Source organism: Pseudomonas sp. Pseusp18, assembly GCF_059506005.1.
The window spans coordinates 1,533,588-1,558,231 of record NZ_CP169240.1 but is presented as its reverse complement, the minus strand read 5'-3'; the positions used below and the strand labels follow the sequence as shown (position 1 = coordinate 1,558,231).

At 60.8% G+C, this 24,644-nt stretch carries 24 protein-coding genes; 3 read left to right on the top strand and 21 right to left on the bottom strand.

Annotation, left to right across the window (positions count from 1 at the left end):
• Positions 1 to 56: 56 nt before the first annotated feature.
• From plsX to ACEN9A_RS06875, 3 genes are read right to left on the bottom strand one after another with little or no spacing between them, the layout of a single operon-like run.
• Positions 57 to 1,067, bottom strand: a complete 1,011-nt coding sequence (plsX, locus tag ACEN9A_RS06885; RefSeq protein WP_081625794.1) for a phosphate acyltransferase PlsX — start codon at positions 1,065 to 1,067, stop codon at positions 57 to 59.
• A gap of 3 nt (positions 1,068 to 1,070) precedes the next feature.
• Positions 1,071 to 1,253, bottom strand: a complete 183-nt coding sequence (gene rpmF, locus ACEN9A_RS06880; protein WP_003179396.1) for a 50S ribosomal protein L32 — start codon at positions 1,251 to 1,253, stop codon at positions 1,071 to 1,073.
• Positions 1,254 to 1,266: 13 nt separating this feature from the next.
• On the bottom strand, positions 1,267 to 1,794 hold the full coding sequence (locus ACEN9A_RS06875; RefSeq protein WP_007942001.1) for a YceD family protein: 528 nt from the start codon (positions 1,792 to 1,794) through the stop codon (positions 1,267 to 1,269).
• 105 nt (positions 1,795 to 1,899) lie between these two features.
• Here ACEN9A_RS06875 and ACEN9A_RS06870 point away from each other — a divergent pair, with 105 nt between their 5' ends.
• Positions 1,900 to 2,478 (top strand): Maf family protein, encoded by a 579-nt coding sequence (locus ACEN9A_RS06870; RefSeq protein ID WP_019650431.1) that lies wholly within the window; start codon positions 1,900 to 1,902, stop codon positions 2,476 to 2,478.
• Between the two features lie 160 nt (positions 2,479 to 2,638).
• On the opposite strand, the gene sppA is transcribed toward ACEN9A_RS06870, so the two are convergent.
• From sppA to rluC, 3 genes are read right to left on the bottom strand one after another with little or no spacing between them, the layout of a single operon-like run.
• On the bottom strand, positions 2,639 to 3,628 hold the full coding sequence (gene sppA / locus ACEN9A_RS06865; RefSeq protein ID WP_258672802.1) for a signal peptide peptidase SppA: 990 nt from the start codon (positions 3,626 to 3,628) through the stop codon (positions 2,639 to 2,641).
• Positions 3,629 to 3,652: 24 nt separating this feature from the next.
• A complete protein-coding gene (locus ACEN9A_RS06860) occupies positions 3,653 to 4,315 on the bottom strand; it encodes an HAD-IA family hydrolase (protein ID WP_019650429.1) in 663 nt (220 codons plus the stop codon).
• A complete protein-coding gene (gene rluC / locus ACEN9A_RS06855) occupies positions 4,302 to 5,261 on the bottom strand; it encodes a 23S rRNA pseudouridine(955/2504/2580) synthase RluC (RefSeq protein WP_007941997.1) in 960 nt (319 codons plus the stop codon). The genes ACEN9A_RS06860 and rluC overlap by 14 nt, the downstream gene beginning before the upstream one ends.
• Before the next feature lie 700 nt (positions 5,262 to 5,961).
• Between rluC and rne the strand changes: the two genes are divergently transcribed.
• Positions 5,962 to 9,147 (top strand): ribonuclease E, encoded by a 3,186-nt coding sequence (gene rne, locus ACEN9A_RS06850; RefSeq protein WP_026345953.1) that lies wholly within the window; start codon positions 5,962 to 5,964, stop codon positions 9,145 to 9,147.
• 152 nt (positions 9,148 to 9,299) lie between these two features.
• Here rne and ACEN9A_RS06845 read toward each other — a convergent pair whose 3' ends face one another.
• From ACEN9A_RS06845 to ACEN9A_RS06790, 12 genes are all read right to left on the bottom strand, one after another.
• A complete protein-coding gene (locus tag ACEN9A_RS06845; RefSeq protein WP_258672800.1) occupies positions 9,300 to 9,893 on the bottom strand; it encodes a nucleotidyltransferase family protein in 594 nt (197 codons plus the stop codon).
• Positions 9,890 to 10,873 carry an XdhC family protein gene (locus ACEN9A_RS06840; RefSeq protein WP_258672799.1) on the bottom strand — a complete coding sequence of 328 codons (984 nt, stop codon included), beginning with the start codon at positions 10,871 to 10,873 and terminating at the stop codon, positions 9,890 to 9,892. Before ACEN9A_RS06840 ends, ACEN9A_RS06845 begins: the two co-directional genes overlap by 4 nt.
• Positions 10,873 to 13,203, bottom strand: a complete 2,331-nt coding sequence (locus ACEN9A_RS06835; protein WP_258672797.1) for a xanthine dehydrogenase family protein molybdopterin-binding subunit — start codon at positions 13,201 to 13,203, stop codon at positions 10,873 to 10,875. Before ACEN9A_RS06835 ends, ACEN9A_RS06840 begins: the two co-directional genes overlap by 1 nt.
• Positions 13,200 to 13,670 carry a (2Fe-2S)-binding protein gene (locus ACEN9A_RS06830; RefSeq protein ID WP_019650423.1) on the bottom strand — a complete coding sequence of 157 codons (471 nt, stop codon included), beginning with the start codon at positions 13,668 to 13,670 and terminating at the stop codon, positions 13,200 to 13,202. The genes ACEN9A_RS06835 and ACEN9A_RS06830 overlap by 4 nt, the downstream gene beginning before the upstream one ends.
• A 243-nt stretch (positions 13,671 to 13,913) precedes the next feature.
• Entirely contained in the window at positions 13,914 to 14,933 is a 1,020-nt protein-coding gene (gene murB / locus ACEN9A_RS06825; protein ID WP_258672796.1) for a UDP-N-acetylmuramate dehydrogenase, read from the bottom strand.
• Entirely contained in the window at positions 14,930 to 15,394 is a 465-nt protein-coding gene (locus ACEN9A_RS06820; RefSeq protein WP_019650421.1) for a low molecular weight protein-tyrosine-phosphatase, read from the bottom strand. The genes murB and ACEN9A_RS06820 overlap by 4 nt, the downstream gene beginning before the upstream one ends.
• A complete protein-coding gene (gene kdsB / locus ACEN9A_RS06815; RefSeq protein WP_018926233.1) occupies positions 15,394 to 16,158 on the bottom strand; it encodes a 3-deoxy-manno-octulosonate cytidylyltransferase in 765 nt (254 codons plus the stop codon). The genes ACEN9A_RS06820 and kdsB overlap by 1 nt, the downstream gene beginning before the upstream one ends.
• Entirely contained in the window at positions 16,155 to 16,340 is a 186-nt protein-coding gene (locus ACEN9A_RS06810; RefSeq protein WP_003179363.1) for a Trm112 family protein, read from the bottom strand. Before ACEN9A_RS06810 ends, kdsB begins: the two co-directional genes overlap by 4 nt.
• 25 nt (positions 16,341 to 16,365) lie before the next feature.
• Complete coding sequence (gene lpxK, locus ACEN9A_RS06805; RefSeq protein WP_019650420.1) at positions 16,366 to 17,376, bottom strand: tetraacyldisaccharide 4'-kinase; 1,011 nt, start codon at positions 17,374 to 17,376, stop codon at positions 16,366 to 16,368.
• The gene (locus ACEN9A_RS06800) at positions 17,376 to 17,804 is read right to left on the bottom strand and encodes an ExbD/TolR family protein (RefSeq protein WP_018926235.1); all 429 of its coding nucleotides are present in this window, start codon (positions 17,802 to 17,804) and stop codon (positions 17,376 to 17,378) included. The genes lpxK and ACEN9A_RS06800 overlap by 1 nt, the downstream gene beginning before the upstream one ends.
• A complete protein-coding gene (locus tag ACEN9A_RS06795) occupies positions 17,801 to 18,436 on the bottom strand; it encodes a MotA/TolQ/ExbB proton channel family protein (protein ID WP_007941964.1) in 636 nt (211 codons plus the stop codon). The genes ACEN9A_RS06800 and ACEN9A_RS06795 overlap by 4 nt, the downstream gene beginning before the upstream one ends.
• Before the next feature lie 97 nt (positions 18,437 to 18,533).
• Entirely contained in the window at positions 18,534 to 20,768 is a 2,235-nt protein-coding gene (locus ACEN9A_RS06790; RefSeq protein WP_258672793.1) for a DNA internalization-related competence protein ComEC/Rec2, read from the bottom strand.
• Positions 20,769 to 20,904: 136 nt separating this feature from the next.
• Here ACEN9A_RS06790 and ACEN9A_RS06785 point away from each other — a divergent pair, with 136 nt between their 5' ends.
• On the top strand, positions 20,905 to 21,426 hold the full coding sequence (locus ACEN9A_RS06785; RefSeq protein ID WP_205889459.1) for a DUF2062 domain-containing protein: 522 nt from the start codon (positions 20,905 to 20,907) through the stop codon (positions 21,424 to 21,426).
• 750 nt (positions 21,427 to 22,176) lie between these two features.
• Here ACEN9A_RS06785 and ACEN9A_RS06780 read toward each other — a convergent pair.
• The 3 genes from ACEN9A_RS06780 to ACEN9A_RS06770 all read right to left on the bottom strand — a co-directional run bounded on the left by ACEN9A_RS06780 (position 22,177) and on the right by ACEN9A_RS06770 (position 24,642).
• On the bottom strand, positions 22,177 to 22,956 hold the full coding sequence (locus tag ACEN9A_RS06780; protein WP_018926238.1) for an ABC transporter permease: 780 nt from the start codon (positions 22,954 to 22,956) through the stop codon (positions 22,177 to 22,179).
• Complete coding sequence (locus ACEN9A_RS06775) at positions 22,953 to 23,885, bottom strand: ABC transporter ATP-binding protein (protein WP_019650417.1); 933 nt, start codon at positions 23,883 to 23,885, stop codon at positions 22,953 to 22,955. Before ACEN9A_RS06775 ends, ACEN9A_RS06780 begins: the two co-directional genes overlap by 4 nt.
• A gap of 133 nt (positions 23,886 to 24,018) precedes the next feature.
• Positions 24,019 to 24,642 (bottom strand): glutathione S-transferase family protein, encoded by a 624-nt coding sequence (locus ACEN9A_RS06770; RefSeq protein ID WP_258672792.1) that lies wholly within the window; start codon positions 24,640 to 24,642, stop codon positions 24,019 to 24,021.
• Between the last annotated feature and the right edge of the window lie 2 nt (positions 24,643 to 24,644).

The following is a 24,644-nucleotide window of genomic DNA, read 5'->3' as shown; positions in this document are numbered from 1 at the left end:
GTTGGATGGCTCATTGAACTGAGCGGTCACATTTAAGCATTGTCTGACGAAAACGCCTAAGGCAACAAATCTTCCAGGCGCCCGTGAAGGCGTTCCGGCAAGTTTTCCTGGATCTCGATCAAGGCTCGCTGAATCGCACTCTGGAAGCCCTGAACCCCCGCCGAACCGTGACTTTTCACGACAATTCCCTGCAAACCGAGGAAACTTGCGCCGTTATGGCGTGCCGGCGCCAACTCGGCCTGCAAGCGCTTCATCAGCGGCAGCGCCAGTGCGCCTACCAGTTTCGACGCGAAATTTTTCTTGAACTGGGCTTCGATGCGCCCGGCAATCATGGTCGCCAGGCCTTCGCTGGACTTGAGCAGGATGTTACCGACAAAGCCGTCACACACCACCACATCCGCCTCGCCACGGTACAAACCGTCGCCCTCGACAAACCCGATATAGTTCAGGCCACGCGCATTTTGCAGCAGGGTCGCCGCCAGCTTGACCTGCTGATTGCCCTTGATGTCTTCGGTGCCGATATTCAGCAACGCGACCCGTGGACGAACGACACCCAAGGCTTGCGCCGCCACAGACCCCATCACCGCAAACTGCAACAGATGCTCGGCACTGCAATCGACATTGGCGCCCAGATCGAGCAACTGGCAGAAACCTTTCTCTGTCGGAATGGCGGCAACCATGGCCGGCCGATCGATCCCCGGCAAGGTTTTGAGCACAAACCGCGACAACGCCATCAGCGCACCGGTATTGCCGGCACTGACACACGCCTGGACCTTGCCATCACGCAACAACTCCAGCGCCACGCGCATCGACGAATCAGGCTTGCCACGCAGGGCCTGGGCAGGCTTTTCGTCCATGGTGATGACTTCGGACGCCGGCACAATCGACAGACGCGAGCGATCCACAGCCGATTGGCCAGCGATCAATTCTTCAAGTAGGGAGGGTTGACCGACAAGGGTCAGGTGCAGCGAGGGCGTAGCTGACAGACAAGCAAGGCTGGCCTGAACAATGCTGCGGGGACCGAAGTCCCCGCCCATTGCGTCAATCGCGATGACTTGAGCGGACAAGGATTACTCGTCAGCGCCCTTGTCGATCACTTTACGGCCACGGTATACGCCTTCTGGCGATACGTGGTGACGCAGGTGAACTTCACCGGTGGTTTTTTCTACAGACAGGGTGCTAGCCTCGAGAGCATCGTGCGAACGACGCATGTCACGGGCAGAGCGGGATTTTTTGTTCTGCTGAACAGCCATAATTGATTAACTCCTAAACGTTTGGGTCACGCTTTAACTGCGCCAATACACTGAACGGGTTGGACCGCGTTACCTCGTCCTCGCTCGGTTCGGGCTCATCTGCTCCCGCCGGCTGCTGGCATTCTTCCGGATGATGAGCAGGCACAATGGGCAAGGCGAGCAGAAGCTCCTCCTCGATCAGTGACTGCAGATCCAATGGATCTTCGCCCAGTTCCAGCACGTCATAACCTTTCGGCAACGACTGGGTATTCGCACCCTCCTTCACCACAGCATAACTGCATTCGCTATGGATCGGCAGGGTGACCAGCTCAAGACAACGCTGGCAAACCATTTTGACTTCGGTGTCGATAAAGCTGTGGATTACCACAGACTTACGTTCATCTCGTTCAAAAACGAATTTAGCCTGCACCGTACCGACATTGTCGGAAAGCGGGTCGCAGAGTCTCTCCAAATCGGCCAGCAGCATTTCACCTTGAAGGGTGGTGCCACGGTCAGCCAATTTGCGCGGGTCAACGTGAGGTGGAATCGGGTCATTCAACATAGGCGCAGCATTATAGGGATGCCCCCAGCCATGTCAAAGGAAATTCAGCCCTGTCCGCCACTTGAGCCTGCGTTAGAATCCGCCCCTTGCCCTTTGGAGATGCGCATGCTGCCTTTATTACTCGCTTCAAGCTCGGTTTATCGCCGGGAATTGCTGGCCCGCCTGCAGTTGCCGTTTACTTGCAGCTCGCCGGATATTGACGAAAGCCATCGCCCGAACGAGTCAGCCATCGAACTGGTAAAGCGCCTCGCCGAAGAAAAAGCCCGCGCACTTGCCGCCAGTCACCCCGCCCACCTGATCATCGGCTCGGACCAGGTCGCGGTACTGGGCCAGCGGATTATCGGCAAGCCACACAGCTTCGAAAAGGCCCGCGAACAACTGCTCGCATCGAGCGGTGCCAGCGTGACATTCCTCACCGGCCTGGCATTGCTCAACAGCCAGACCGGCCACTGCCAGGTCGACTGCGTGCCGTTTACCGTGCACATGCGCGAACTCGACGCAACACGCATCGAACGCTACCTGCACGCCGAACAGCCCTACGACTGCGCTGGCAGCTTCAAGGCTGAAGGGTTGGGGGTGAGCCTGTTTCAAAGCACCGAAGGCGCTGACGCCACCAGCCTGATCGGCCTGCCACTGATTCGCCTGGTCGACATGTTGCTGGCTGAAGGTGTGCAGATTCCCTAAAAATCAAAAGATCAAAAGATCGCAGCCTTCGGCAGCTCCTACATTGACCATGTGCACCCGCCATTCAACGGGCGCACGCAACCTCCGGAGCTGGCGAAGCCTGCGATCTTTTGATCTTAAAAAAACCGGCAGAAGCCGGTTTTTTTGCATTACAAGAGAATCAACGCAATGCCGGCCCCTGGAAGCCCATCCACATCGCCAAATGCTCAGCCACGCTGGCACCGAGCTTTTTCGAGAAGCGATCAAACGGCGACTCCTCGATAGTGAAGTCCACCATCTCTTTCTCGCCAATCACGTCACGCGCCACCGAACTAGCACTACCCAGACCATCAATCAAGCCCAGCGGCAGCGCCTGCTCACCTGACCAGACCAGCCCGGAGAACAGCTCCGGATGATCTTTGTCCTTGAGACGATCACCACGCCCCTTCTTGACGCTACTGATGAACTGCTGATGAGTGGTGTCGAGCACACCCTGCCAGAACTGAGTTTCTTCAGGCTTCTGCGGCTGGAACGGATCAAGGAATGATTTGTGCTCGCCAGAGGTGTAGGTACGACGCTCGACACCCAACTTTTCCATGGTGCCGACAAAACCGTAACCGGCCGCGGTCACACCAATGGAACCCACCAGGCTCGCCTTGTCGGCATAGATCTGATCTGCCGCACTGGCAATGTAATAGGCACCGGAAGCCCCCAGATCCGAGATCACCGCGTAAACCTTGGTATCCGGATGCAGGCCGCGCAAACGACGGATCTCGTCATAGACATAACCCGACTGCACCGGACTGCCGCCCGGACTGTTGATCCGCAGGATCACACCCTTGACCTTGTTGTCCTCGAAGGCTTTACGCAGGCTGCCGACGATATTATCTGCACTCGCCGGCTCTTTCTCGGCAATCATGCCGGTTATGTCGATCAGCGCCGTGTAACCGGAACCGCGAGTGGCGCTTTTTTCTACATCCATCAGCGGCGAGAACAAGAACAACGCAAGCAACAGATATGCAAAGGTCAGCAGCTTGAAGAAAATCCCCCAGCGGCGGGACCGGCGATGCTCCTGCACGTTGGCCAGCAAGGTCTTTTCCAGCAGCTTCCAGCTTTTCTCGTCACCGCTCTCTGCGCTCGCCTTGGCGGGTGCTTTCCATTCGTCGGTCATGACATTTACCCCTGCAAAAAACCGTTATGCCCGCTGACTCAGCCAGGCGCGCAATTCTGAAAAACGATCAATGGACAGTCGCGGCTCGAACTGCTGCAACGCCTCAATCGATTGAGCGCCATAGCTGACCGCCACCGAATCCATGCCAGCGTTGCGTGCCATCTGCAGATCGAAGGACGAATCCCCGACCATCAGCGCCTGCTCCGGGCGAACCTCGCAATGGGCGAGAATCTGCTCAAGCATCAACGGATGCGGCTTGCTGGCCGTTTCATCGGCTGCGCGAGTGACATCAAAATAATCTTCCCAGCCGTGAGCTTTGAGCACCCGGTCCAGCCCGCGCCGAGCCTTGCCGGTGGCAACCGCCAGGTGATAGCCGTCGGCACGAAACGCTTCCATCGACTCAAGCACACCCTCGAACAACGGCGAAGGAACAGCCTCCGCTGCGATGTAGTGCTCCGCATAATAGTCACGGAAAGCCATCATTTCGCCGTCGCCAATCTCGGGATACAAGGTGCGAATCGCTTCCGGCAACCCGAGACCGATAATGCCTTTGACCGCAAAATCATCGCGCAACGGAAAGCCGGAGCGCCTGGACGCCACGTGCATCGCCTCGACAATCCGACCAATGGAGTCTGCGAGCGTACCGTCCCAATCGAAAATCAGCAGCTTGTAATCAGATGGGCGCACTCAATCGCTCCACGGTTTTGGCCCACATTTCGTCGACCGGCGCCTGCAACTTCAGCTCGCCGCCATCAGGCAGCGGCACGGTCAGCATGTAGGCATGCAGGAATAGACGCTTGCCGCCCAGGTCACGAATTTCCTTGCTGAAATCTTCATCGCCGTACTTGGTGTCGCCGGCGATGCAATGCCCGGCATGCAAAGTATGGACGCGAATCTGGTGAGTGCGACCGGTGATCGGCTTGGCTTCGACCATGGTGGCAAAGTCACCGAAGCGGCGCAGCACCTTGAACACGGTCAGCGCCTCCTTGCCCTCTTCGTCGACTTCGACCATGCGTTCGCCGGAGCGCAGATTGCTCTTTTGCAGCGGCGCACGGACTTGCTTGATCGAGGTCGCCCAGTTGCCGCGCACCAGCGCCATATAGCGTTTGTCGACGCCATCACCGCGCAATGCGGCATGCAAGTGACGCAACATGCTGCGCTTTTTGGCGATCATCAGCAGGCCGGACGTGTCCCGGTCGAGGCGGTGAACCAACTCGAGCTCTTTTGCATCAGGACGTAACTGACGAAAGGCTTCGATGACGCCGTAATTCAAGCCGCTGCCGCCGTGAACCGCGATGCCAGCGGGCTTGTTGATCACGATCAGCGCCTTGTCTTCGTAGACAATCGAGGCCTCGAGGCGCTGGAGCAGCCCCTGAGCCAGCGGCACGGGCTCGTCGCGTTCGGGCACTCGCACCGGCGGCACGCGCACGATATCGCCCGCCTGCAGCTTGTATTCGGGCTTGATCCGACCTTTGTTCACCCGCACTTCGCCTTTACGCAAAATGCGGTAAATCAAGGTCTTGGGCACGCCTTTGAGCCGAGCGAGAAGGAAGTTATCAATACGTTGGCCGGCATATTCCGGCGAGACCTCAAGCAGTTGTACGCCTGGGGTCGAAGGGGCAGTAGTCGTCATGGTGCGGATGATAACAATTTTTTATGGAATTGAAGCACTTAATCATTGCTGCTATAGTCGCGAACGCCGCCAAAAGTGGCCTGGACAGCGGACTAACGGTCAAAAACCGGCCCTGACCAACGCAATTCACGAGGACGAGAGGCCGTCCTACGGGGCTTTCGCTACGTAACGGCAGAGTTTGCAGTTGTAACAAGCGCAGGTGACATAAGGCCTGAATCATGCCGCAAAGCAGAGTTTTCACTCGCCTTCCGAGCAAATATTCACGGCCAGTTCACAAAGTGCAGTCAGCTGCAAACGACCCCGAGCGAACGCTTCGGAAACAACGCCTAAATTAGCCATGATGCGTGACCTCCCCTTTCGGAGCTCACGGTAAATGCCAACCCGCTGCGGATTCTGCGCGCGGCAGCACCCGAATTATCAGGGATACGTGTAGGGTGGAGATGCACAACCGCTGGACTGTGTAGCAATAGGCTTTATCAAGACGCTTCATCTCGTCCACAGCCGCCGGTTGATTCCTCCTCCTGACTGAGTGCTTAAGTAGCCACAGCAAGCAGGACGCGTACGTCGCGATACCGGCCCAATTGGTCGGACATCGCTGGACACGGGAATGGCCAACCACTCCCGACGCACCTGACACCGACCGTGAGAAGTCGTGTGTGCCGAACGCCGTTTCCGGCAGCCCGGAAACCGACGGTACTACATGAAAAGAATGCTGATTAACGCGACTCAACCTGAAGAGTTGCGTGTTGCACTGGTAGATGGCCAACGCCTCTACGACCTGGACATCGAATCCGGTGCACGCGAGCAGAAGAAGGCCAACATCTATAAAGGCCGGATTACTCGCATCGAACCAAGCCTTGAGGCTGCCTTTGTCGATTTCGGCTCTGAGCGCCACGGCTTCCTGCCCCTCAAAGAAATCTCCCGCGAATACTTCAAGAAAACCCCTGAAGGCCGCGTCAACATCAAGGACGTCCTGAGCGAAGGCCAGGAAGTCATCGTTCAAGTCGAAAAAGAAGAACGTGGCAACAAGGGCGCCGCCCTGACCACCTTCATCAGCCTGGCCGGTCGTTACCTGGTTCTGATGCCGAACAACCCGCGTGCCGGCGGTATCTCCCGTCGCATCGAAGGTGAAGAGCGCAACGAACTGCGTGAAGCCCTCAACGGCCTGGTTGCACCGGCCGACATGGGTCTGATCGTTCGCACTGCAGGCCTTGGCCGCAGCAGCGAAGAAATGCAGTGGGACCTCGACTACCTGCTGCAACTCTGGACCGCCATCAAAGAAGCCTCGCTGGACCGCGCCGCGCCGTTCCTGATCTACCAGGAAAGCAACGTGATCATCCGCGCCATCCGCGATTACCTGCGCCAGGACATCGGCGAAGTGCTGATCGACAGCGTTGAAGCCCAGGACGAAGCCCTGACCTTCATTCGCCAGGTGATGCCGCAGTACGCCAGCAAGATCAAGCTGTACGAAGACAGCGTTCCGCTGTTCAACCGCTTCCAGATCGAAAGCCAGATCGAAACCGCCTTCCAGCGCGTCGTCGAACTGCCTTCCGGCGGCTCCATCGTCATCGATCCGACCGAAGCCCTGGTGTCCATCGACATCAACTCGGCGCGCGCCACCAAAGGCAGCGACATCGAAGAAACCGCTCTGCAGACCAACCTTGAAGCCGCCGAAGAAATCGCCCGTCAGTTGCGCTTGCGCGACATCGGCGGCCTGATCGTCATCGACTTCATCGACATGACCCCTGCCAAGAACCAGCGCGCCGTGGAAGAGAAAGTCCGCGAATGCCTGGAAGCCGACCGCGCCCGCGTGCAAGTCGGTCGCATCTCGCGCTTCGGCCTGCTGGAAATGTCCCGTCAGCGCCTGCGTCCATCACTGGGCGAAAGCAGCGGCATCGTTTGCCCGCGTTGCAACGGCACCGGCATCATCCGTGACGTTGAATCGCTGTCGCTGGCGATCCTGCGCCTGATCGAAGAAGAAGCCCTGAAAGACCGTACCGCCGAAGTTCGCGCCCAAGTGCCGATCCCGGTGGCGGCGTTCCTGCTCAACGAAAAACGCAACTCGATCACCAAGATCGAACTGCGCACCCGTGCCCGCATTGTCATTCTGCCGAACGATCACCTCGAAACGCCGCACTTCGAAGTTCAGCGTCTGCGCGATGACAGCCCGGAAGCCAGCATCAATCAGTCCAGCTATGAAATCGCTGCTGCCGCTGCCGAAGTCGAAGAAGTCCAGCCAGCCGCCGCGACCCGCACCCTGGTTCGCCAGGAAGCCGCGGTCAAGACTGCACCGGCCCGCGCCAACGCTCCGGTTCCGACCGAAGTCGTCGCCGCTCCAGTAGCTGCACCGGTCGCCGCGCCAGAGCCAAGCCTGTTCAAGGGCCTGGTGAAGTCGCTGATCAGCCTGTTCGCGACCAAGGAAGAGCCTGTTGCTCCGGTTGTGGTTGAAAAACCAGCGACCACCGAGCGCCCTGCCCGCAACGAAGAGCGTCGCAACGGTCGTCAGCAGAGCCGCAACCGTAACGGTCGCCGCGATGAAGAGCGCAAGCCTCGTGAGGAACGTGCACCGCGCGAAGAGCGCGCACCACGTGAGCCACGTGAAGCCCGCGAAGAAACGCCAGCAGTCGCCCGCGAAGAACGCGCTCCACGTGCCCCTCGTGAAGAACGTGCACCGCGCGCACCGCGTGAAGATCGCAAGCCACGTGGCGAGCGTGAAGAACGTCCGGTTCGTGAACTGCGCGAGCCTCTGGATGCCGCTCCGGCCGCCGCTGCCACCGCTGAAGAGCGTCCGGTCCGTCAGCCACGCGAAGAACGCGCTCCACGCCCACCGCGTGAAGAACGCCAGCCACGCACCGAGCAAGCTGCTGCCGCCGTAGCCGAAGAAGAGCTGCCAACCAACGAAGAGCAACTGCAGGAAGACGGTCAGGAAGTCGCCGAAGGCGATCGTCCACGCCGCCGCTCCCGCGGCCAGCGTCGTCGCAGCAACCGTCGTGAGCGTCAGCGCGATGCCAACGGCAACGTGATCGAAGGTTCGGAAGAATCCGAATCCGCTGAAAACGCCGAAGCGCCAAGCGCTGCCGATCTGGCCGCCGGCCTGGCTGTTACCGCAGCCGTTGCCAGCACCGTGATCAGCGCACCTGCTGAAGCACAAGCCAACGAGCAAGCCGAACGCGCCACTGCTGCCGTTCTGGAAACCGCTCCGGTTGAAGCGCCAGTGGTTGAAGCGACCACGCCGGTAGAAGTCATCGCCGCTCCGGAAATCGAAGTGGCACCGGTGCGTGAAGCACAGCCGGAAGTCGAAGCTGCCGCTGAACCAGTGGTTGCTGCAGAACCTGTAGTTGAAGCGCCAGTGGCTGAACCGGCACGTGAAGTTCGCGAAGTTCGTGAAGAACAAACCACGTTCAACTGGGTTGCCGAGCCGCCGGTTGCAGTCGAAGCTCCAGCGCCAGTCGCCGAGGCTCCAGTTGCTGAAGCCCCAGCGGCTGAAACCATGGCCTCCGAGCCAGTGGTTGCGGCTGCCGAGCCTGCTCCGCTGCTTGAAGCACCGGTGGTTGCCGAAGCTGCACCCGTGGTCGAAGCCGCTCCTGTCAGCGCTCTGACCCCAAGTGGCCGTGCACCGAACGACCCGCGTGAAGTGCGTCGTCGCAAGCGTGAAGCCGAGCGTCTGCAGAAGGAAGCCGAACTGGCTGCCGCTGCTGCCCCGGCCGCTGCCGAGCCAGCACCGGTTGTTGCTGAAGTCGTCGAGGCTGCCCCTGCCCCGGCCGCTGAAGTGCCTGCCGAGCCGGTTGAATCCGTGATCGACGAAGCACCGCGCTCCGTTCAAGAAGCGGTAGAGCAACACGAGCAAGCCCTGGAAAAAGAGCACGAGCCTAAACCCCTCGCCTGATTCCATCGGCCACTAAAAAGCCCCGCCTGGTGATCCCAGGCGGGGCTTTTTTATGTGCGTGTGTTTTGTGTGGCGAGAAAGATCAAAAGATCGCAGCCTTCGGCAGCTCCTACGCGCCTGTGGGCGCTGCCGAAGGCTGCGATCTTTTGGGATTACACAAACACCAATTTCTCTGGAACATCCACATCCCACAACACTCCGCGATCCTCCACCGCCACCTCGACCACCCTCGCCTGCGCAAACAGTGACTTGGCGCCGTGATCGCCGGTCAGCGCCATCAATCCCGGACCGAAGCTTCGCCCGAACCCCACCGGATGCCCATATTGCCCTTCATGCACCGGCACGCTGATAGCGTCATCCGCAATGGCCGCGACGACCTGTTCAATGCTCGACGGCAGGATAAACGGCATATCCCCCAGCATGATCAGCCAGCCATCGAGTTGCGAACATGACGCCACACCCGCCGCAATGCTGTCGCCCAGGCCGGTCGTCTCGATTCGCACAATCTCGCAACCATAGGCCTGCGCCATGCGAATCACTTGCGGGCGGTCCGCGGTGGTGACCAGCACACGCTTCTCGAGTGTGGCTGGCAGATTCACCAGCACCTGCTCGATCACTGAGTGCACGGTGATGCCATCACGGGCGGTGCAGTCCACCAGCAACTTGTCCTTATCGTCACCCGCTACCTGTCGAAACCGACTGCCCTGCCCGGCGGCTAGAACGATAACGCCAATGGAGTCACTCATACGCCCTCCTGCAACGGCCTCTTCTGCTTGAGCTCGATGCCGTTCTTGATCGCCACAATCTCGGCCAGCAGCGACAAGGCGATTTCCGCCGGAGTATGGCTGCCGATGTGCAAGCCGATCGGGCCGTGCAAGCGCTCGATGGCCTGTTGGGACAAGCCTAGCTGAGCCAGGTTGTCCCGGCGCTTCTGGCTGTTGACTCGCGAACCCAGCGCACCGACATAAAATGCCCTGGAGTCCAGGGCCGTGAGCAGCGCCATGTCATCCAGGCGCGGATCGTGGGTGAGCGCGACGATGGCAGTGCGTTCGTCGGTCTGGATGGTCAGCACTGCTTCGTCGGGCATGCCCGAAACGAAGCGACCGTGTTGTTCTTCCCAGCCGTAGACGAACTCGGTGCGCGGATCGCAAATCAGCACTTCGAAATCCAGCAGCCGCGCCATCTCGGCGACATACCGCGATAGCTGCCCCGCGCCGATCAACAACAATCGCCAACGCGGGCCATAAATGGCGCGCAGTGTGTTGCCATCAAAACTCAGCACATCGTGCTTGTTCGCCGGCTGCAGAACCACTTCACCGGTCGCTATATCCAACGAGCGCGCCACGATTTCATGTGCCTCGCAGCGCGCCAGCAACTGGGCGACCCACGCCGGATCGCCGACGCGCTCCTCGGTCAGGCGCAACGTGCCGCCGCAGGGCAAACCAAACCGCGCGGCCTCCTCACGAGTGACGCCATAAGTAATCAACTGCACCGGAGGCCCATCGGCCGGGATACGGCCATCGTGCAGCCGGGCAATCAGGTCATCCTCGACACAGCCACCGGACACCGAGCCAATCACTACGCCATCGCCACGCAAGGCGAGCATGGCGCCAGGTGCCCGGGGCGCGGTGCCCCAGGTCTGGACCACGCTGTACAACATCACCCGCTGACCGGCGCGGCGCCATTCCAGCACGCTGCGCAGGACGTTCAGATCGACGCTGTCCATCAGGCGTCAGCCTTCTGCCAGCCTTGCAGCTGATAGCGAACCGGCAAGCTGCGGATGCGCTTGCCGGTGGCCGCGAAGATCGCGTTGCACAGCGCTGGCGCAATCGGCGGCACGCCCGGCTCACCGACTCCGCCCAACGGCACATTGCCCGGTGGCGTGACCAGGTGCACGGCGACTTCCTTCGGTGCCAGGGACATGCGCGCCACCTCGTACATGTGGAAGTTATCCTGCTGGACCTTGCCGTCCTTGAAGCTGATTTCCCCCAGCACCGCGTTGCCCAAGCCCATGACGCAGGCGCCTTCGAACTGCGAGCGAATTCGCTCGGGGTTGATCTGTGGGCCGCAATCCACGGCGATGTCGGCTTTGTGCACGATCAGCGTGCCATCGTCTTTGACTTCGACTTCGATCACGGCTGCCACATAAGTGACAAAGCTGTAATGCACCGCCAGGCCCAAGCCACGCCCCTTGGGTAGCTTACGCCCCCATCCGGCGGCTTTGGCGGCGGTTTCCAGCACGGTGCGCATCCGCGCAGTATCGATCGGATAACGCTCAGGGGATTCGCCGTAGTTCCACTCTTCACTCAAGGTACGCGGATCGATCTGACGGTCCGGGCCAAGCAGCTTGATCTGGTATTTGAGCGGGTCCTGGCCGGCCTTATGCGCCAGTTCATCGACAAAGCTCTGAATCGCAAAGCCGTGGGGAATGTTCGATACAGAGCGATACCAGCCGACCCGCGTGTGGACCGCCGCTTCAGGGTTTTCCAGGCGCACGTTGGGGATCGCGTAAGCCATGTTGGTAAAGCCCATGCCCAGCTCGAAAGCCGCTTCATGGTTCATGCCCGGCGCGAACAGCGCGGTGATGCTCGGCGCCACCGTACGGTGCAACCAGCCCGACGGCAGGCCGTCTTTGTTCAGACTGGCCTTCAGGTACTCGGCGGACACGGTGTGGAAATATGAGTTGTGGATGTCGTCTTCACGGGTCCATTGCACCCGCACGGCCTTGCCCGGGAACTCCTTGGCCAGCAGCGCCGCTTCAACGACGAAGTCCGGCTTGGACTTGCGGCCGAAACCGCCGCCGAGCAAGGTGACGTTGAACGTGACGTTATCGAATGGAATGCCCAGGCGCTCGCCGATCCGTTCGCGGGTGACTTGCGGCGCCTGGCTTGGCGCCCAGGCTTCACACACACCGTCCTTGAAACGGGCGATGGCGACCATTGGCTCCATCGGCGATTGCGCCAGGTGCGGCAGATAGTAGGACGCTTCGAGGGTGCTGTCGGCAGCGCTCATGGCCTGGTCGATGTTGCCGGTATTGCGCACCACTTTGCCGGGTTTGAGCGACGCGGCTTCGAGTTCCTTGCGGTAGGCGATCGAGTCGTAACTGGCGTTGGGGCCGTCATCCCACTCGATCTTCAGCGCTTCGCGCCCCTTGATCGCCGCCCAGGTGTTGCTGGCCACCACGGCCACACCGCCAAGCGGCTGGAACTCGGAGGGCAATGGACGGTTTTCGATTTGCAAAACCTTGATCACCCCCGGGACTTTCATCGCGGCGCTGGCATCGAAGGATTTGACCTTGCCGCCGTAGACCGCCGGACGGGCGATGGTGGCGAAAAGCATGCCGTCGAAATGCACATCGGCGCCATAGACCGCACGACCGTTGACGATGTCCGCACCGTCGATGGCCTTGGTGCCCTCCTTGCCAATGTAGCGAAACTCCGACGGCTGTTTGAGCCGCAGGCTGTCTCGTGCCGGCACCGCCAGCGCACTGGCAGCCGCGGCCAACGCGCCGTAGCCCAGTTCACGACCGCTCGGCTTATGGATGACTTTGTGCAGTTGCGCATGGCACTCGCCGACCGGCACTTTCCACTGTTCGGCAGCAGCTTGCTCAAGCATGGTCCGCGCGGCAGCACCGCAACGGCGCATCGGTTCGTACCAGTGACGCATGCTGCGCGAACCGTCGGTGTCCTGATTGCCGAAACGTACTTCGTCGCCCGGCGCCTGTTGCACTTTGACCTGTGCCCAGTCGGCGTCCAGTTCATCGGCCACCACCATGGACAGACTGGTGCGCACGCCCTGGCCCATTTCCGAGCGGTTGCAGATCACGGTCACGCTGCCATCGGCGGCAATGCTGATGTAAACCTTCGGGTCATCGATCCAGCCGTTGGGCATGCCATCGGCGCCGAATTGTTTTTCTTTTTCCGCCGCCAATGCGTCTTGCCAGCCCCAACTGGCGGCCAGCACCAACGCACTGGTGGCGCCCACGCCCTTGAGGAAACCGCGGCGACTGAGGTTGCTCAGATTGCTCAGCGCAAAATCATTCGGTAGCTGGCTCATGCCTTGGCCTCCTTCAGATGAGTGGATGCCTGGCGGATGGCGGTCTTGATCCGGTTGTAGGTGCCGCACCGGCAAATGTTGCCGACCATCGCCTCCTCAATCTGCTCGTCACTGGGATTCGGGTTGGTTTTCAGCAGCGCGGTGGCCGACATGATCTGCCCGCCCTGACAGTAACCGCACTGAGCCACGGCGCTGTCGAGCCAGGCTTGCTGGACGACTTTGCCCACCGGGTCGGCGTGCAGGTTGTCGATGGTGCTGACGTTCTGGCCGATAACCGAGCCGATCGGCGTGATGCAACTGCGCGCTGGCGCGCCGTCGATATGAATGGTGCAGGCGCCACACAGGCCCATGCCGCAGCCGAATTTGGTGCCGTTGTAGCCAGCCACGTCACGGATCGCCCAGAGCAGCGGCATATCCTCGGTGACATCGAGTTGATGATCTTGACCATTGAGTTTCAGGGTAATCATGGGCACGCCCGCATAGTTATAGAGGTTATGGGGTCGAGCAATCTGCCGCTTGGGGTTCGCGGTTCACTACACGCAGATCGACTCAGGCTAATTGGCTCTCATATGTAGACGCGACGTCTGCACCGGGCCTTTGATGGAGCAAATGCTTGCATCGTTAGCTGGCTAAGTTAACTGAGCATTAACAAAAAAGCCCTGCACATTTGAAAATGTGCAGGGCTTTTTAATCAGCCTGAAAGCGTAGCCTCAATACTGGTTGGGTTCCATTTCCAGGTCGACCTTGAAACGCTCTGCAATGTCTTTCTGAATGCGCTGCGCCAGATTCAGCAATTGCAGGCCCGTTGCGCTGCCGTAGTTGACCAGCACCAGCGCCTGTAATTTATGCACACCGGCATCGCCGTCGCGAAAGCCTTTCCAGCCGGCGCGCTCGATCAGCCAGCCCGCCGCCAGCTTCATTTGCCCGTCGGGCTGCGCATACGCCACCAGATCCGGGTATTCACCCTTGAGTTGTGCCACGAGTGCGGCTGGCACCAACGGATTCTTGAAGAAGCTGCCGGCATTGCCGAGCACCGCCGGGTCCGGGAGTTTTTCGCTGCGGATGCTGCAAATGGCCTGGCTGACATCGGTCGGCGTCGGGTGATCAATACCCTGCTCGGTCAGGCGCTGACGCACCGGGCCGTATTCCAGGTGCAGGTGCGCGGTGCGCGTGAGGGTGAAACGCACCCGCAGGATCAACCATCGCCCCGGTTCCTGTTTGAACAGGCTGTCGCGGTAAGCGAAGTTGCACTCGGCCAGTGTGAAGTCCCGCAGCTCGCCGGTCTGGCGATCGAGGGCCGTCAGGCCGGCGAATACGTCTTTTATCTCGACGCCGTAAGCGCCGATGTTCTGCATGGGTGCCGCGCCGACAGTGCCGGGGATCAGGCTGAGGTTTTCCAGCCCCGACCATCCTTGCGCCAGGGTGTGTTGCACAAATGGATGCCACGGCTCGCCGGCCTCGGCTTCGATCACCACCTGGTTGCCGTCATCGCTCAGCAGGCGAATCCCTCGTGTGGCCATGCGCAGCACCAGTGCCGGCACATCGGCGGTCAGCAGCAAATTGCTGCCGCCACCAATCACCAGCACCGGCACTTCGTGTGCCGCCGCATAGGCCAGGGCTTCTCGCACGTCGGCATCGCTATGGGCTTCGGCAAACAGCCGCGCCTGAACGTCCACGCCAAAGCTGTTGAACGGTTTGAGCGAAACCCGGGGTTGAACCTGCAAACTCATAACCGTCCCTTCAATTCGATCACCAGCAGATCGCTGGCGCGCTCGATCAGGTCCAGAACCTGTTCGAAGCCTTGGTCGCCGTCGTAATAAGGATCCGGCACTTCATCGATTTCCGACTGGTAGCGACGCAGGAACAGATCCAGCTCGGCCTTGCCCTTGGCCGGTTGCATGGCCTTGAGGTGGCGCAGGTTGCTGTTGTCCATCGCCAGAATCAGGTCGTAAGTGGCGAAATCGGCGCGGGTCACTTGCTGGGCGCGCTGGGCGGACAGGTCGTAGCCGCGCAGTTTCGCCGCGGCCTGGCTGCGCTTGTCCGGGGCCTTGCCGACGTGCCAGTCGCCGGTGCCGGCGGAAGCCACTTCGACTTGATCGGCCAGCCCCGCCTCACGCAACTTGTGCCGCAATACGCCCTCAGCCGTGGGGGAACGGCAGATGTTGCCCAGGCAGACGAACAGGACCCGCATCAGGCCTCCAGCAGGCGACGAACGCGCTCGAGATCTTCAACGGTGTCGACGCCAGTGGGCGGTGCGATCAGCGCGTCGGCGACATGAATCCGCACGCCGTGCCACAGGGCACGCAGCTGTTCCAGAGACTCGGTGTTTTCCAGCCAGCACGGGCCCCAGGTGACGAAGTCCTGAAGGAAACCGGCACGGTAAGCATAAATGCCGATGTGACGGCGATATGGCACACCTTCCGGCAATTGCTCGCGGCTCTTGGCAAACGCGTCCCGAGCCCACGGCAAGGTGGCACGACTGAAGGTCAGCGCCAGGCCATTGAGGTCGCTGACCACTTTGACCACATTGGGGTTGAACAGGGTTTCGACGTCTTCGATCGGCTCGGCCAGGGTGGCCATGCGTGCTTCGGTGTGAGCGGCCAGGTTGGCGGCGACCTGATCGATCACGCTTGGCGGAATCAGCGGCTCGTCGCCCTGAACATTGACCACGATCGCGTCCGGGGCCAGGCCCAGTTTCGCTGCCACTTCGGCCAGACGGTCAGTGCCGGAATTGTGGTCTTCGCGGGTCAGCACCACTTCGGCGCCAAAGCCCTTGCAGGCCTCGACGATGCGCGCATCGTCAGTGGCAACCACCACGCGCTGGGCGCTGCTTTTGCTCGCCTGTTCCCAGACGTGCTGGATCATCGGCTTGCCGGCGATCAGCAGCAGCGGCTTGCCCGGCAAGCGGGTGGAGGCGTAACGCGATGGAATGACAACGGTAAAGGCTGTGGTCATTTATCCAGACGCTCATCGGTGGTCAGGGTGCGCGCTTCGCTTTCGAGCATCACCGGGATTCCGTCGCGAATCGGGTACGCGAGGCCGGCGCCCTTGCTGATCAGCTCGGTTTTGTCGGCGCTGAGCTTGAGCGGGCCTTTGCAGACCGGGCAAGCGAGGATATCGAGCAATTTGGTGTCCATGTACATTCCCTGGATAGAAACGGAGTTAAGGCAAAAGACGAGCCGGCAACAGGCGCATCAGCTGCGTATCGAACCAGGCCACGAAGGCCGGCGATGGCGCAGCATCGACCGCCAGGTACCACCAATCGGTGGCGGCGAAGGCACGGCACTTCACCGCGTCCTTTTCTGTCATCACCACTGGCAATGACGGTGTGAAATTCAAGGCCTGCACGCTGTACTCGGCGTGGTCGGCAAATGCATGGGGCACTGGCCGCCAGTGTAGCGTTTCGAGGGTTGTGAAGAAACGCCGGGGATTGCCGATCCCGGCCACGGCGTGCAGGGCCTGACCCGCGGGAAAGTGGTCCAGAGGACGCCGTTCACCGCTGCGCAGGTTGACCAGTTCGGTGGGTTGCAACTGGAAGGCAAAACCGTCTTCGCGATCATTGGCAGCGCCGTTGTACAGCACCGCATCGACGCTTTGCAGGCGCTCGACCGGTTCGCGCAACGGCCCGGCGGGCAGGCAACGCTTGTTGCCCAGCCCCCGGGCGGCGTCGATCAGCACCAGTTCCAGGTCACGAGCCAGCCGGTAATGCTGCATGCCATCGTCGGAAAGGATCAGGTCCAGCGGCTCACTCGCCAGCAAGGCTTTGACCGCACGACTGCGGTCCGGGTCGATCATCAGCGGCACGCCGGTGCGCTGGACGATCAACAGCGGTTCATCGCCCGCCACGTCCGCGCCTTGATCCGCCGCGACCCGCCACGGCAATTGCGGCGGTTTGGCGCCGTAACCACGGCTGACCACGCCGACCCGCAAACCGCTGCGCTGGCAGTGCTGGATCATCCACAGAATCAGCGGCGTCTTGCCCGTGCCGCCCACCGTGATGTTGCCGACCACGATCAGCGGCACCGGCGATTGGTAGATCTCGCCCTCGCCCGCCAAAAAGCGCTCGCGCTTGCCGGTGACCACGCGTCGATACAGCCACTCAAGCGGCTGCAACAGCTTCAACGCCGGATGACCTTCGTACCACGCGGCGAGCAATCGATCGGACATGGCCATCAGGACGCCGGCGCCGCCTCGACAGTGGTCATGCGCAAGTGGCTGAAACCGAGCTTGCCGGCAGCGTCCATCGCGGTGATGACGGACTGATGGGGGGTTTTGCCATCGGCGCTGATGGACAGCGGCAGATTGGTGTCGCCATTGGATTCTTTCTGCAGCGCTTCCATCAGGCTGGTGAGGTCGTTCTTCGGCAACAGCTGGTTGTTGACCGAATACGCCCCGTCGGCGCTGATGGCGATGTCCAGTTGCTTGAGCTGCTGGTCTTCGGCCGGGGAGCCGCTGACCGCTTCCGGCAGGTCGACGCGCAACTGGGTTTCACGGGTGAAGGTGGTAGTCACGACGAAAAACAGCAACAGGATAAACACCACGTCGATCAGCGACGCGAGGTTGATGTCTACCGTTTCCCGTGGTTTACGACGGAATTTCACGCTTTACCCTCGGCCAGGTCCACGTCGCGATCGCCCTGAATAACCTCGACCAGTTTGATCGCCTCTTGCTCCATGCCCACCACCAGCTCATCGATCCGGCGTTGCAGGAAGCGGTGGAAGAACACGGCCGGGATACCGACCATCAGGCCGGCGGCGGTGGTGATCAGTGCCTTGGAAATACCCCCGGCCAGCACCGCGGCGTTGGTGCCCATGCCCGTGCCCATGAACGCACTGAAAATATCGATCATGCCCAGCACCGTACCCAGCAGCCCCAGCAACGGAGCCATGGCGGCGATGGTGCCCAGGGCGTTGATGTAACGTTCGAGCTCATGAATCACCCGCGCGGCGGCCTCTTCGATGCACTCTTTCATGATCTCGCGACCATGCTTGGAGTTCGCCAGACCGGCGGCGAGGATCTCGCCCAGCGGAGAGTTGGCGCGCAGTTCCTTGAGTTTTTCTTTATTGAGTTGCTTGTCCTTGATCCAGACCCAGACCTGCCCGAGCAAGTGCTCCGGGGTCACGCGGCTGGCGCGCAGGGTCCAGAGACGCTCGGCGACGATCGCCATGGCCGCGATGGAACTCAGAATGATCGGCAGCATCATCCAGCCGCCGGATTTGACCAATTCCCACACAGTGACAGTCCCCTCGAAAAAGTGCGCCACTCTAACATAGGGGGTGGGCGCACCGAAGACCGCGATGTCGCATCCGGTCGGGCTTTAATGACGCGGGCTACTGGCGCAATACTGGCGGATCGCGCCAGAAACGCCGTTCCTGAAGCATCGTCCAAGGTGGTTTGAAGCGCCCCAGTTGTAGACGAATGGCACCCTGCTCGGCACTGTCGTAGATCGCCATGCCACGCTTTTGATAACGCGCCACGACTGTGGGATGGGGATGACCGAAAGAATTACCGTTGCCACGGGAAATCAGTACCGCTTTAGGCTGCAGAGCGCTGAGCAACGCCATCGAAGATGAACTGCGACTGCCGTGGTGCGGGGCCTGCAACCAGTCCGTCGACACCGCCAATGGACTGTCGAGCAGCGCCCGCTCGGCCGCCGTATCGATATCGCCAGTCAGCAGCAACCGCTCACCGTTGGCTTCGACCTGCAGCACGCAGGATTTCTGATTGCTGTCACTGGCCGACGGCCACTGCCAGAGCTGGAACCGCACGTCGTCCCAGGTCCACTGTTGACCGCTCTCACAGCCCTCGGCATGTAACTCGTCCGGCAGGGCCAGTGGATCGCCACTCAGTACCCGCGTCACCGGCACACCGCTGGCAATCGCTCGCGCACCGCCGGCGTGATCGGCGTCGGCGTGGCTGATCAGCATCAGATCGAGTCCGTTCACCCCCAGTTTGCGCAACGATGGCAACACCACCCGCGCCCCAAGGTCGATATCGCCGAAACGCGGCCCGGCGTCATACAACAGAGTGTGATGGCGGGTGCGCACCAGGATGGCCAACCCTTGGCCGACATCCAGTTGCCAGACCTCGGCGACGCCTTCAGGCAGCGTGTGCCGGGGCGCAAAAACCAGCAACAGCAACATCGGCCAGCCCAGCGGGCGCAACGGCACGCCCGGTGGCAGTAACAGCAGAAATGCGCCCAGCGCGCCGAACGCCCAAACCCACAGCGGAACCGCCACCGGCACCCACGCGGGCAATTGCCCGGCCACCAACGCCAGCCCCTTGAACAAAAGGTCGATCAGACCGCCAGCCAACCACAGCAACCCCTCGCCCACATAAGGAACGGGCAACAGCAGCGTTCCGAGCAAGGCCGGCGGCAAGACCAGCAGGCTGATCCAGGGCACCGCCAGCAGATTGGCCAGCGGCCCGCTGAGACTGATCGGCAACCCCAGCACCAACAGCAGTGGGCACAGACCGATTGCGATCAGCCATTGGGCACGGGTCCAGGTTTGCCACCAACGCCACGGGCCCAATCGCCCGCCAAAGGTGAAAATCAGCACCGCTACCGCCGCAAAAGACAACCAGAAACCCGGTTGCAGACTTGCCAGCGGGTCCAGCAGCAAAACACCGTCAAGCGCCAGCAACAGCGGCCACCAGGCGCCGAGGTGACGAAACCGTAGCCGCCACAACAACAGCAGACCGATCATCAGGCAGGCCCGACGCACCGGCACCTCGAAACCGGCCAGCAACCCATAACCGAGCGCTGCCGCGAACGCCAGCCCACACGCCCATGGCAGCCACGGCAAGCGCCTGGGCCATAAGCCATAGCGCGCCAGCCCGGCGATCAGCAGATACACCAGCCCCGCCAGCAAACCAATGTGCTGCCCGGAAATCACCAACAAATGCACGGTGCCGGTGTCTTGCAGCACCTGCCAGTCCTCACGGCTGAGCCCGGCGCCGTCCCCCAGCACCAACGCCGTCAGCGCCCCCGTTCGCCCCTGCGCATCCACGGCCTGCAAACGCTGACGAATGCCGTCGCGCCAGGCCCACTGCGCTTGCCCCAGTCGCTGACCGTCCTTGACGGTCCCGGTGGCGCCAATACGTTGGGCCAGCAACCAGGCGTCGTAATCAAAACCATGGGGGTTGAGCAGCCCGGCAGGACGCTTCAATTTGACTGCCAGCCGCCACCGCTCGCCACTGTTGACGGGCGGCCCACCATACCAAGCCAGACGCAGGTGCCGGGGCAGTTGGGTGCGACGCGACTGACTGTCTGTCAGTTCGAAACGCACTACACCCTCGGCCTGCTGCGGCAAACCGGTGACACGACCTTCGACCCAGCGAGTCTCGCCATCGAGCTTCAGCACCAGGCGATCATCCAGCGCCCACTGCGCATTCGCACACGCCCAACTGAAACCGAACAACCAAAATGCCAGTGGAAAGGTTCGAAACGGCAGCAACATCAAACCCACTACCGGCAACAACAGCCACAACCCCGCCGGCGGCAATGCCGGTAAAAAACGCAGGGCCAGCAGACCCAACGCCAGCGCCATCATCCCTGTGCGCATAAGCCCTTCCTTGAGAGTCCCCTCCCTAGGCTTAGCCGTCGCGCCGCACAGGCGTCGTTAACAATTGTCACAAAGTCTGAATGGGCGGTTCGTAGAATCCAGACATACTTGCCGCCTTAACCGACCGAGAAGCCTTATGCCCCGGCGCTTATTCAAACGTTACATGCCAGACCCGACCAGCATCAGGGAACACAAATCCTTACGCTTTCTTGGCACCCTGCTGCATGACCCGAACCTCTGGCACCTCAATCGTCATTCCGTTGCTCGGGCCATGGCCGTTGGCCTGTTCGCGGCATTCCTGCCCATCCCGTTGCAAATGCTGTTGGCGGCCATCCTCGCCATCGTGGTGCGCGGCAACATGCCGATAGCGGTCAGCCTGGTCTGGCTGACCAACCCGATCACCATGCCGGCGGTGTTCTTCTGCACTTACCAGACCGGCGCCTGGCTGATGGACGTCCCCGCCAGGAGCTTGCCGGACGAGTTGACCTGGGAATGGATCAGCGGCGAGCTCTCGACTTTGTGGCAACCGTTTTTACTGGGCTCGGTGGTAACGGGGCTGGTGCTTGGAGCGTTGGCTTATTGTCTGGTGATGATGTATTGGCGCTGGTGGGTGAGTCGGCAGTGGGCACGGCGTAAGCGCAGCCGGATGCAAGAATGAAAAACGGCCTCCGCGTGGGAGGCCTTTTTTATATCGATAGTTTGATTGGGGACATATCCATTGCTGCGGTAACGGCGACTTATGGTTTCGCTCTTACAGCGAGTCACTTTCGAAAAGCGCGAAAGTAACCAAAGCGCTTTTGCCCCGCCATTCGGTGCCTCGCCTAGGCTCGGCATACCCTCACTCCGGCATTGCTCCGGGGGCCCGCCGCCATCGGCCATCCATGGCCGGGGGCGGCTACCGCGGCATCCCTGCCGCGGTGCCCCCTACGCAATACCTGCGTTCGGCCTCTGGGAAAGGGGCGGCAGATCCAAAGCCAAAGCCAAAGCCAAAGCAGAAGCAGAAGCCACAGCAAGATCAAAAGATCGCAGCCTCGCTTCGCTCGACAGCTCCTACAGGGAAGTGCGTGCACATGAGATCAGGCCGGCCGGTAGGCCGCCTCGCTTTTGATTTTGACTCACCGCCCCCTCGAGAGGCTGAGTGGAGGTTCTGCGCAGTGGGCAACCCGGCATGGATGCCGGGTTAGCCGCCCCCGGCCATGGATGGCCGATGGCGGCGGGCCCACGGAGCAGGACCGGAGCGAGGTCACCCTGAGCCTAGGCGAAGGGCCGAACGAAAGGGGCAAGAGCCCTTTGGTTACTTTGGGGCTTTTCCAAAGTGACCCGCCGTAAGGGCGGAACCCTAAGTAGCCATTACCGCAGCAACGGATATGTACACCAACAACACGTAACCTGACCCGCAGTGGAGGCGTCAGGTACGCATCCCACGCCCACTCACCAGCAGCCGCGCACAACCGATGTACAGCACAACAGTCGCTACCAGCATGAAGGCGATCGCCACGCTGATCTTGATGTCCGACACACCGAGGATGCCGTAACGGAAGGCGTTGACCATGTGCAGCACCGGGTTGGCCAGCGACACGGTCTGCCAGAACGGCGGCAGCAGGCTGATCGAGTAGAACACCCCGCCCAGGTACGTCAGCGGTGTCAGCACGAAGGTCGGGATGATCGAGATGTCATCGAAGTTGCGCGCAAATACCGCGTTGATGAAACCCAGCAACGAGAAGATCGTCGCCGTCAGCAGCACCACCAGGACGGTCACGCCCAGGTGATGCACCTGTAGCGTGGTGAAGAACAGCGACAGCAGCGTCACGATGAGCCCGACCATCAACCCGCGCAGCACGCCGCCCAGGGTATAGCCAATCAGAATGGTATGCGGTGACACCGGCGACACCATCAGTTCTTCGATGGAGCGCTGGAACTTGCTGCCAAAGAAACTCGATACCACGTTGCCGTAGGAGTTGGTGATCACCGACATCATGATCAGCCCCGGCACGATGTACTCCATGTACGTGAAGCCACCCATGCCGCCGATCTGCCGACCGATCAGATTGCCGAAGATCACAAAGTACAGAACCATGGTGATGGCTGGCGGCAGCAAGGTCTGCGGCCAGATCCGGGTGAAGCGCTTGACCTCACGATAAACGATGGTATTGAGGGCGACGAGGTTGGGTTGCAGCTCGGAACTCATACCGCCACCTTCGACAGATTTTTCTCCACCAGGGACACGAACAACTCCTCGAGGCGATTGGTTTTGTTACGCAGGCTCAACACTTCGATGTTCTGCTGCGCCAACTGGGTGAACAGCGCGGTAATGCCCATGGCCTTGTCGACCTGGACTTCCAGGGTATGACTGTCGATCAGTTTGGACGGGTAACCAAGCAACTGCGGTGCCACTTGCAAGGTGTTCTTCAGGTCCAGCAGGAACGTCTCGACATGCAGTTGGCTGAGCAACTGCTTCATGCTGGTGTTCTCGACAATGGTGCCATGGTCGATGATGCCGATGTTGCGGCACAACTGTTCAGCCTCTTCCAGGTAGTGGGTGGTGAGGATGATGGTGATGCCTTTCTTGTTCAGTTCGGTGAGGAAGGTCCACATCGAGCGACGCAATTCGATGTCCACCCCTGCCGTCGGTTCGTCGAGGATCAGCAGGCGTGGCTCGTGAACCAGCGCCCGGGCGATCATCAGTCGGCGCTTCATGCCGCCGGACAGGGAGCGTGACGGCACATCGCGCTTGTCCCACAAACCCAGTTGAGTCAGGTACTGCTCGGCGCGTTCCTTGGCGATTTTCGCCGGGATGCCGTAGTAACCGGCCTGGGTCACGACGATGTCGAAGGTCTTTTCGAACTGGTTGAAGTTGAATTCCTGGGGCACCACGCCGATGGAGCGCTTGAGCTGCGCAGGATTCTTGTCCAGGTCGTGACCGAAGATATTCACCGTGCCGCTGGTCTTGTTCACCAGGGTCGAGAGAATGCCGATGGTCGTGGATTTGCCGGCGCCGTTCGGGCCGAGCAAGGCGAAAAAGTCACCTTCGGCGACGTCCAGATCGATACCACTCAAGGCCTGGAAACCGTTGCCGTAGGTTTTGGTTAGCTGCCGGATGGACAGAGCGGAACTCATATCGGATTTACGCACCAGGAAGGGAAGAAAGGAATAAATAAGGGCGGGCGGCGAGCAATGCAACCGCGGCGCATGAGCGCAATGGTGCTTGTCGCCGCCACACAAGTACAGTCACGCGTGTTGATAGTGAGTATTAAGTCAACGCGGTCATGACGGCTTTGCGATAGGCCGGACGCTGTTTCAACCGTGCGTACCAGGCTTCTAGATGTGGCAGCGGCGCGCGCTCGATCGGCATCTCGAACCAGGCATAAATGAAGCTGCCCAAGGGAATGTCGCCCATGCCGATCTCTTCGCCCGACAGGTATGGTTTAACCGCCAGCGCTTGATCGGCCATCGACAGCAGCTCGTCGCACTCCTTGATCGCAGCCTTGATGGCCGGCCAGTCCTGCTGCTCTGGCGGGGTGCGCAACACGCCCCAGAACACCGTGCGAAACGGCGCGGCAAAACTTGAGGTGGTCCAGTCCATCCACTTTTCCGCCGAGGCACGGGCTTGCAGGTCCGTCGGATACCAGGCAGTGCCGCTGGCATGGCGAGCCATCAGGTAACGCACGATGGCGTTGGATTCCCACAGCACGAAGCCGTCGTCTTCGATCACCGGCACGCGACCGTTGGGATTCATCGCCCGGTACTCAGGCGTGTCGACCACGCCAAAGGCACCGCCGGCATCGATGGCTTCATAGGCCAGGCCCAGCTCTTCGGCGGCCCACAACGGTTTTCTGACATTCGACGAATTTTTCCGACCCCAGATCTTCAGCATGA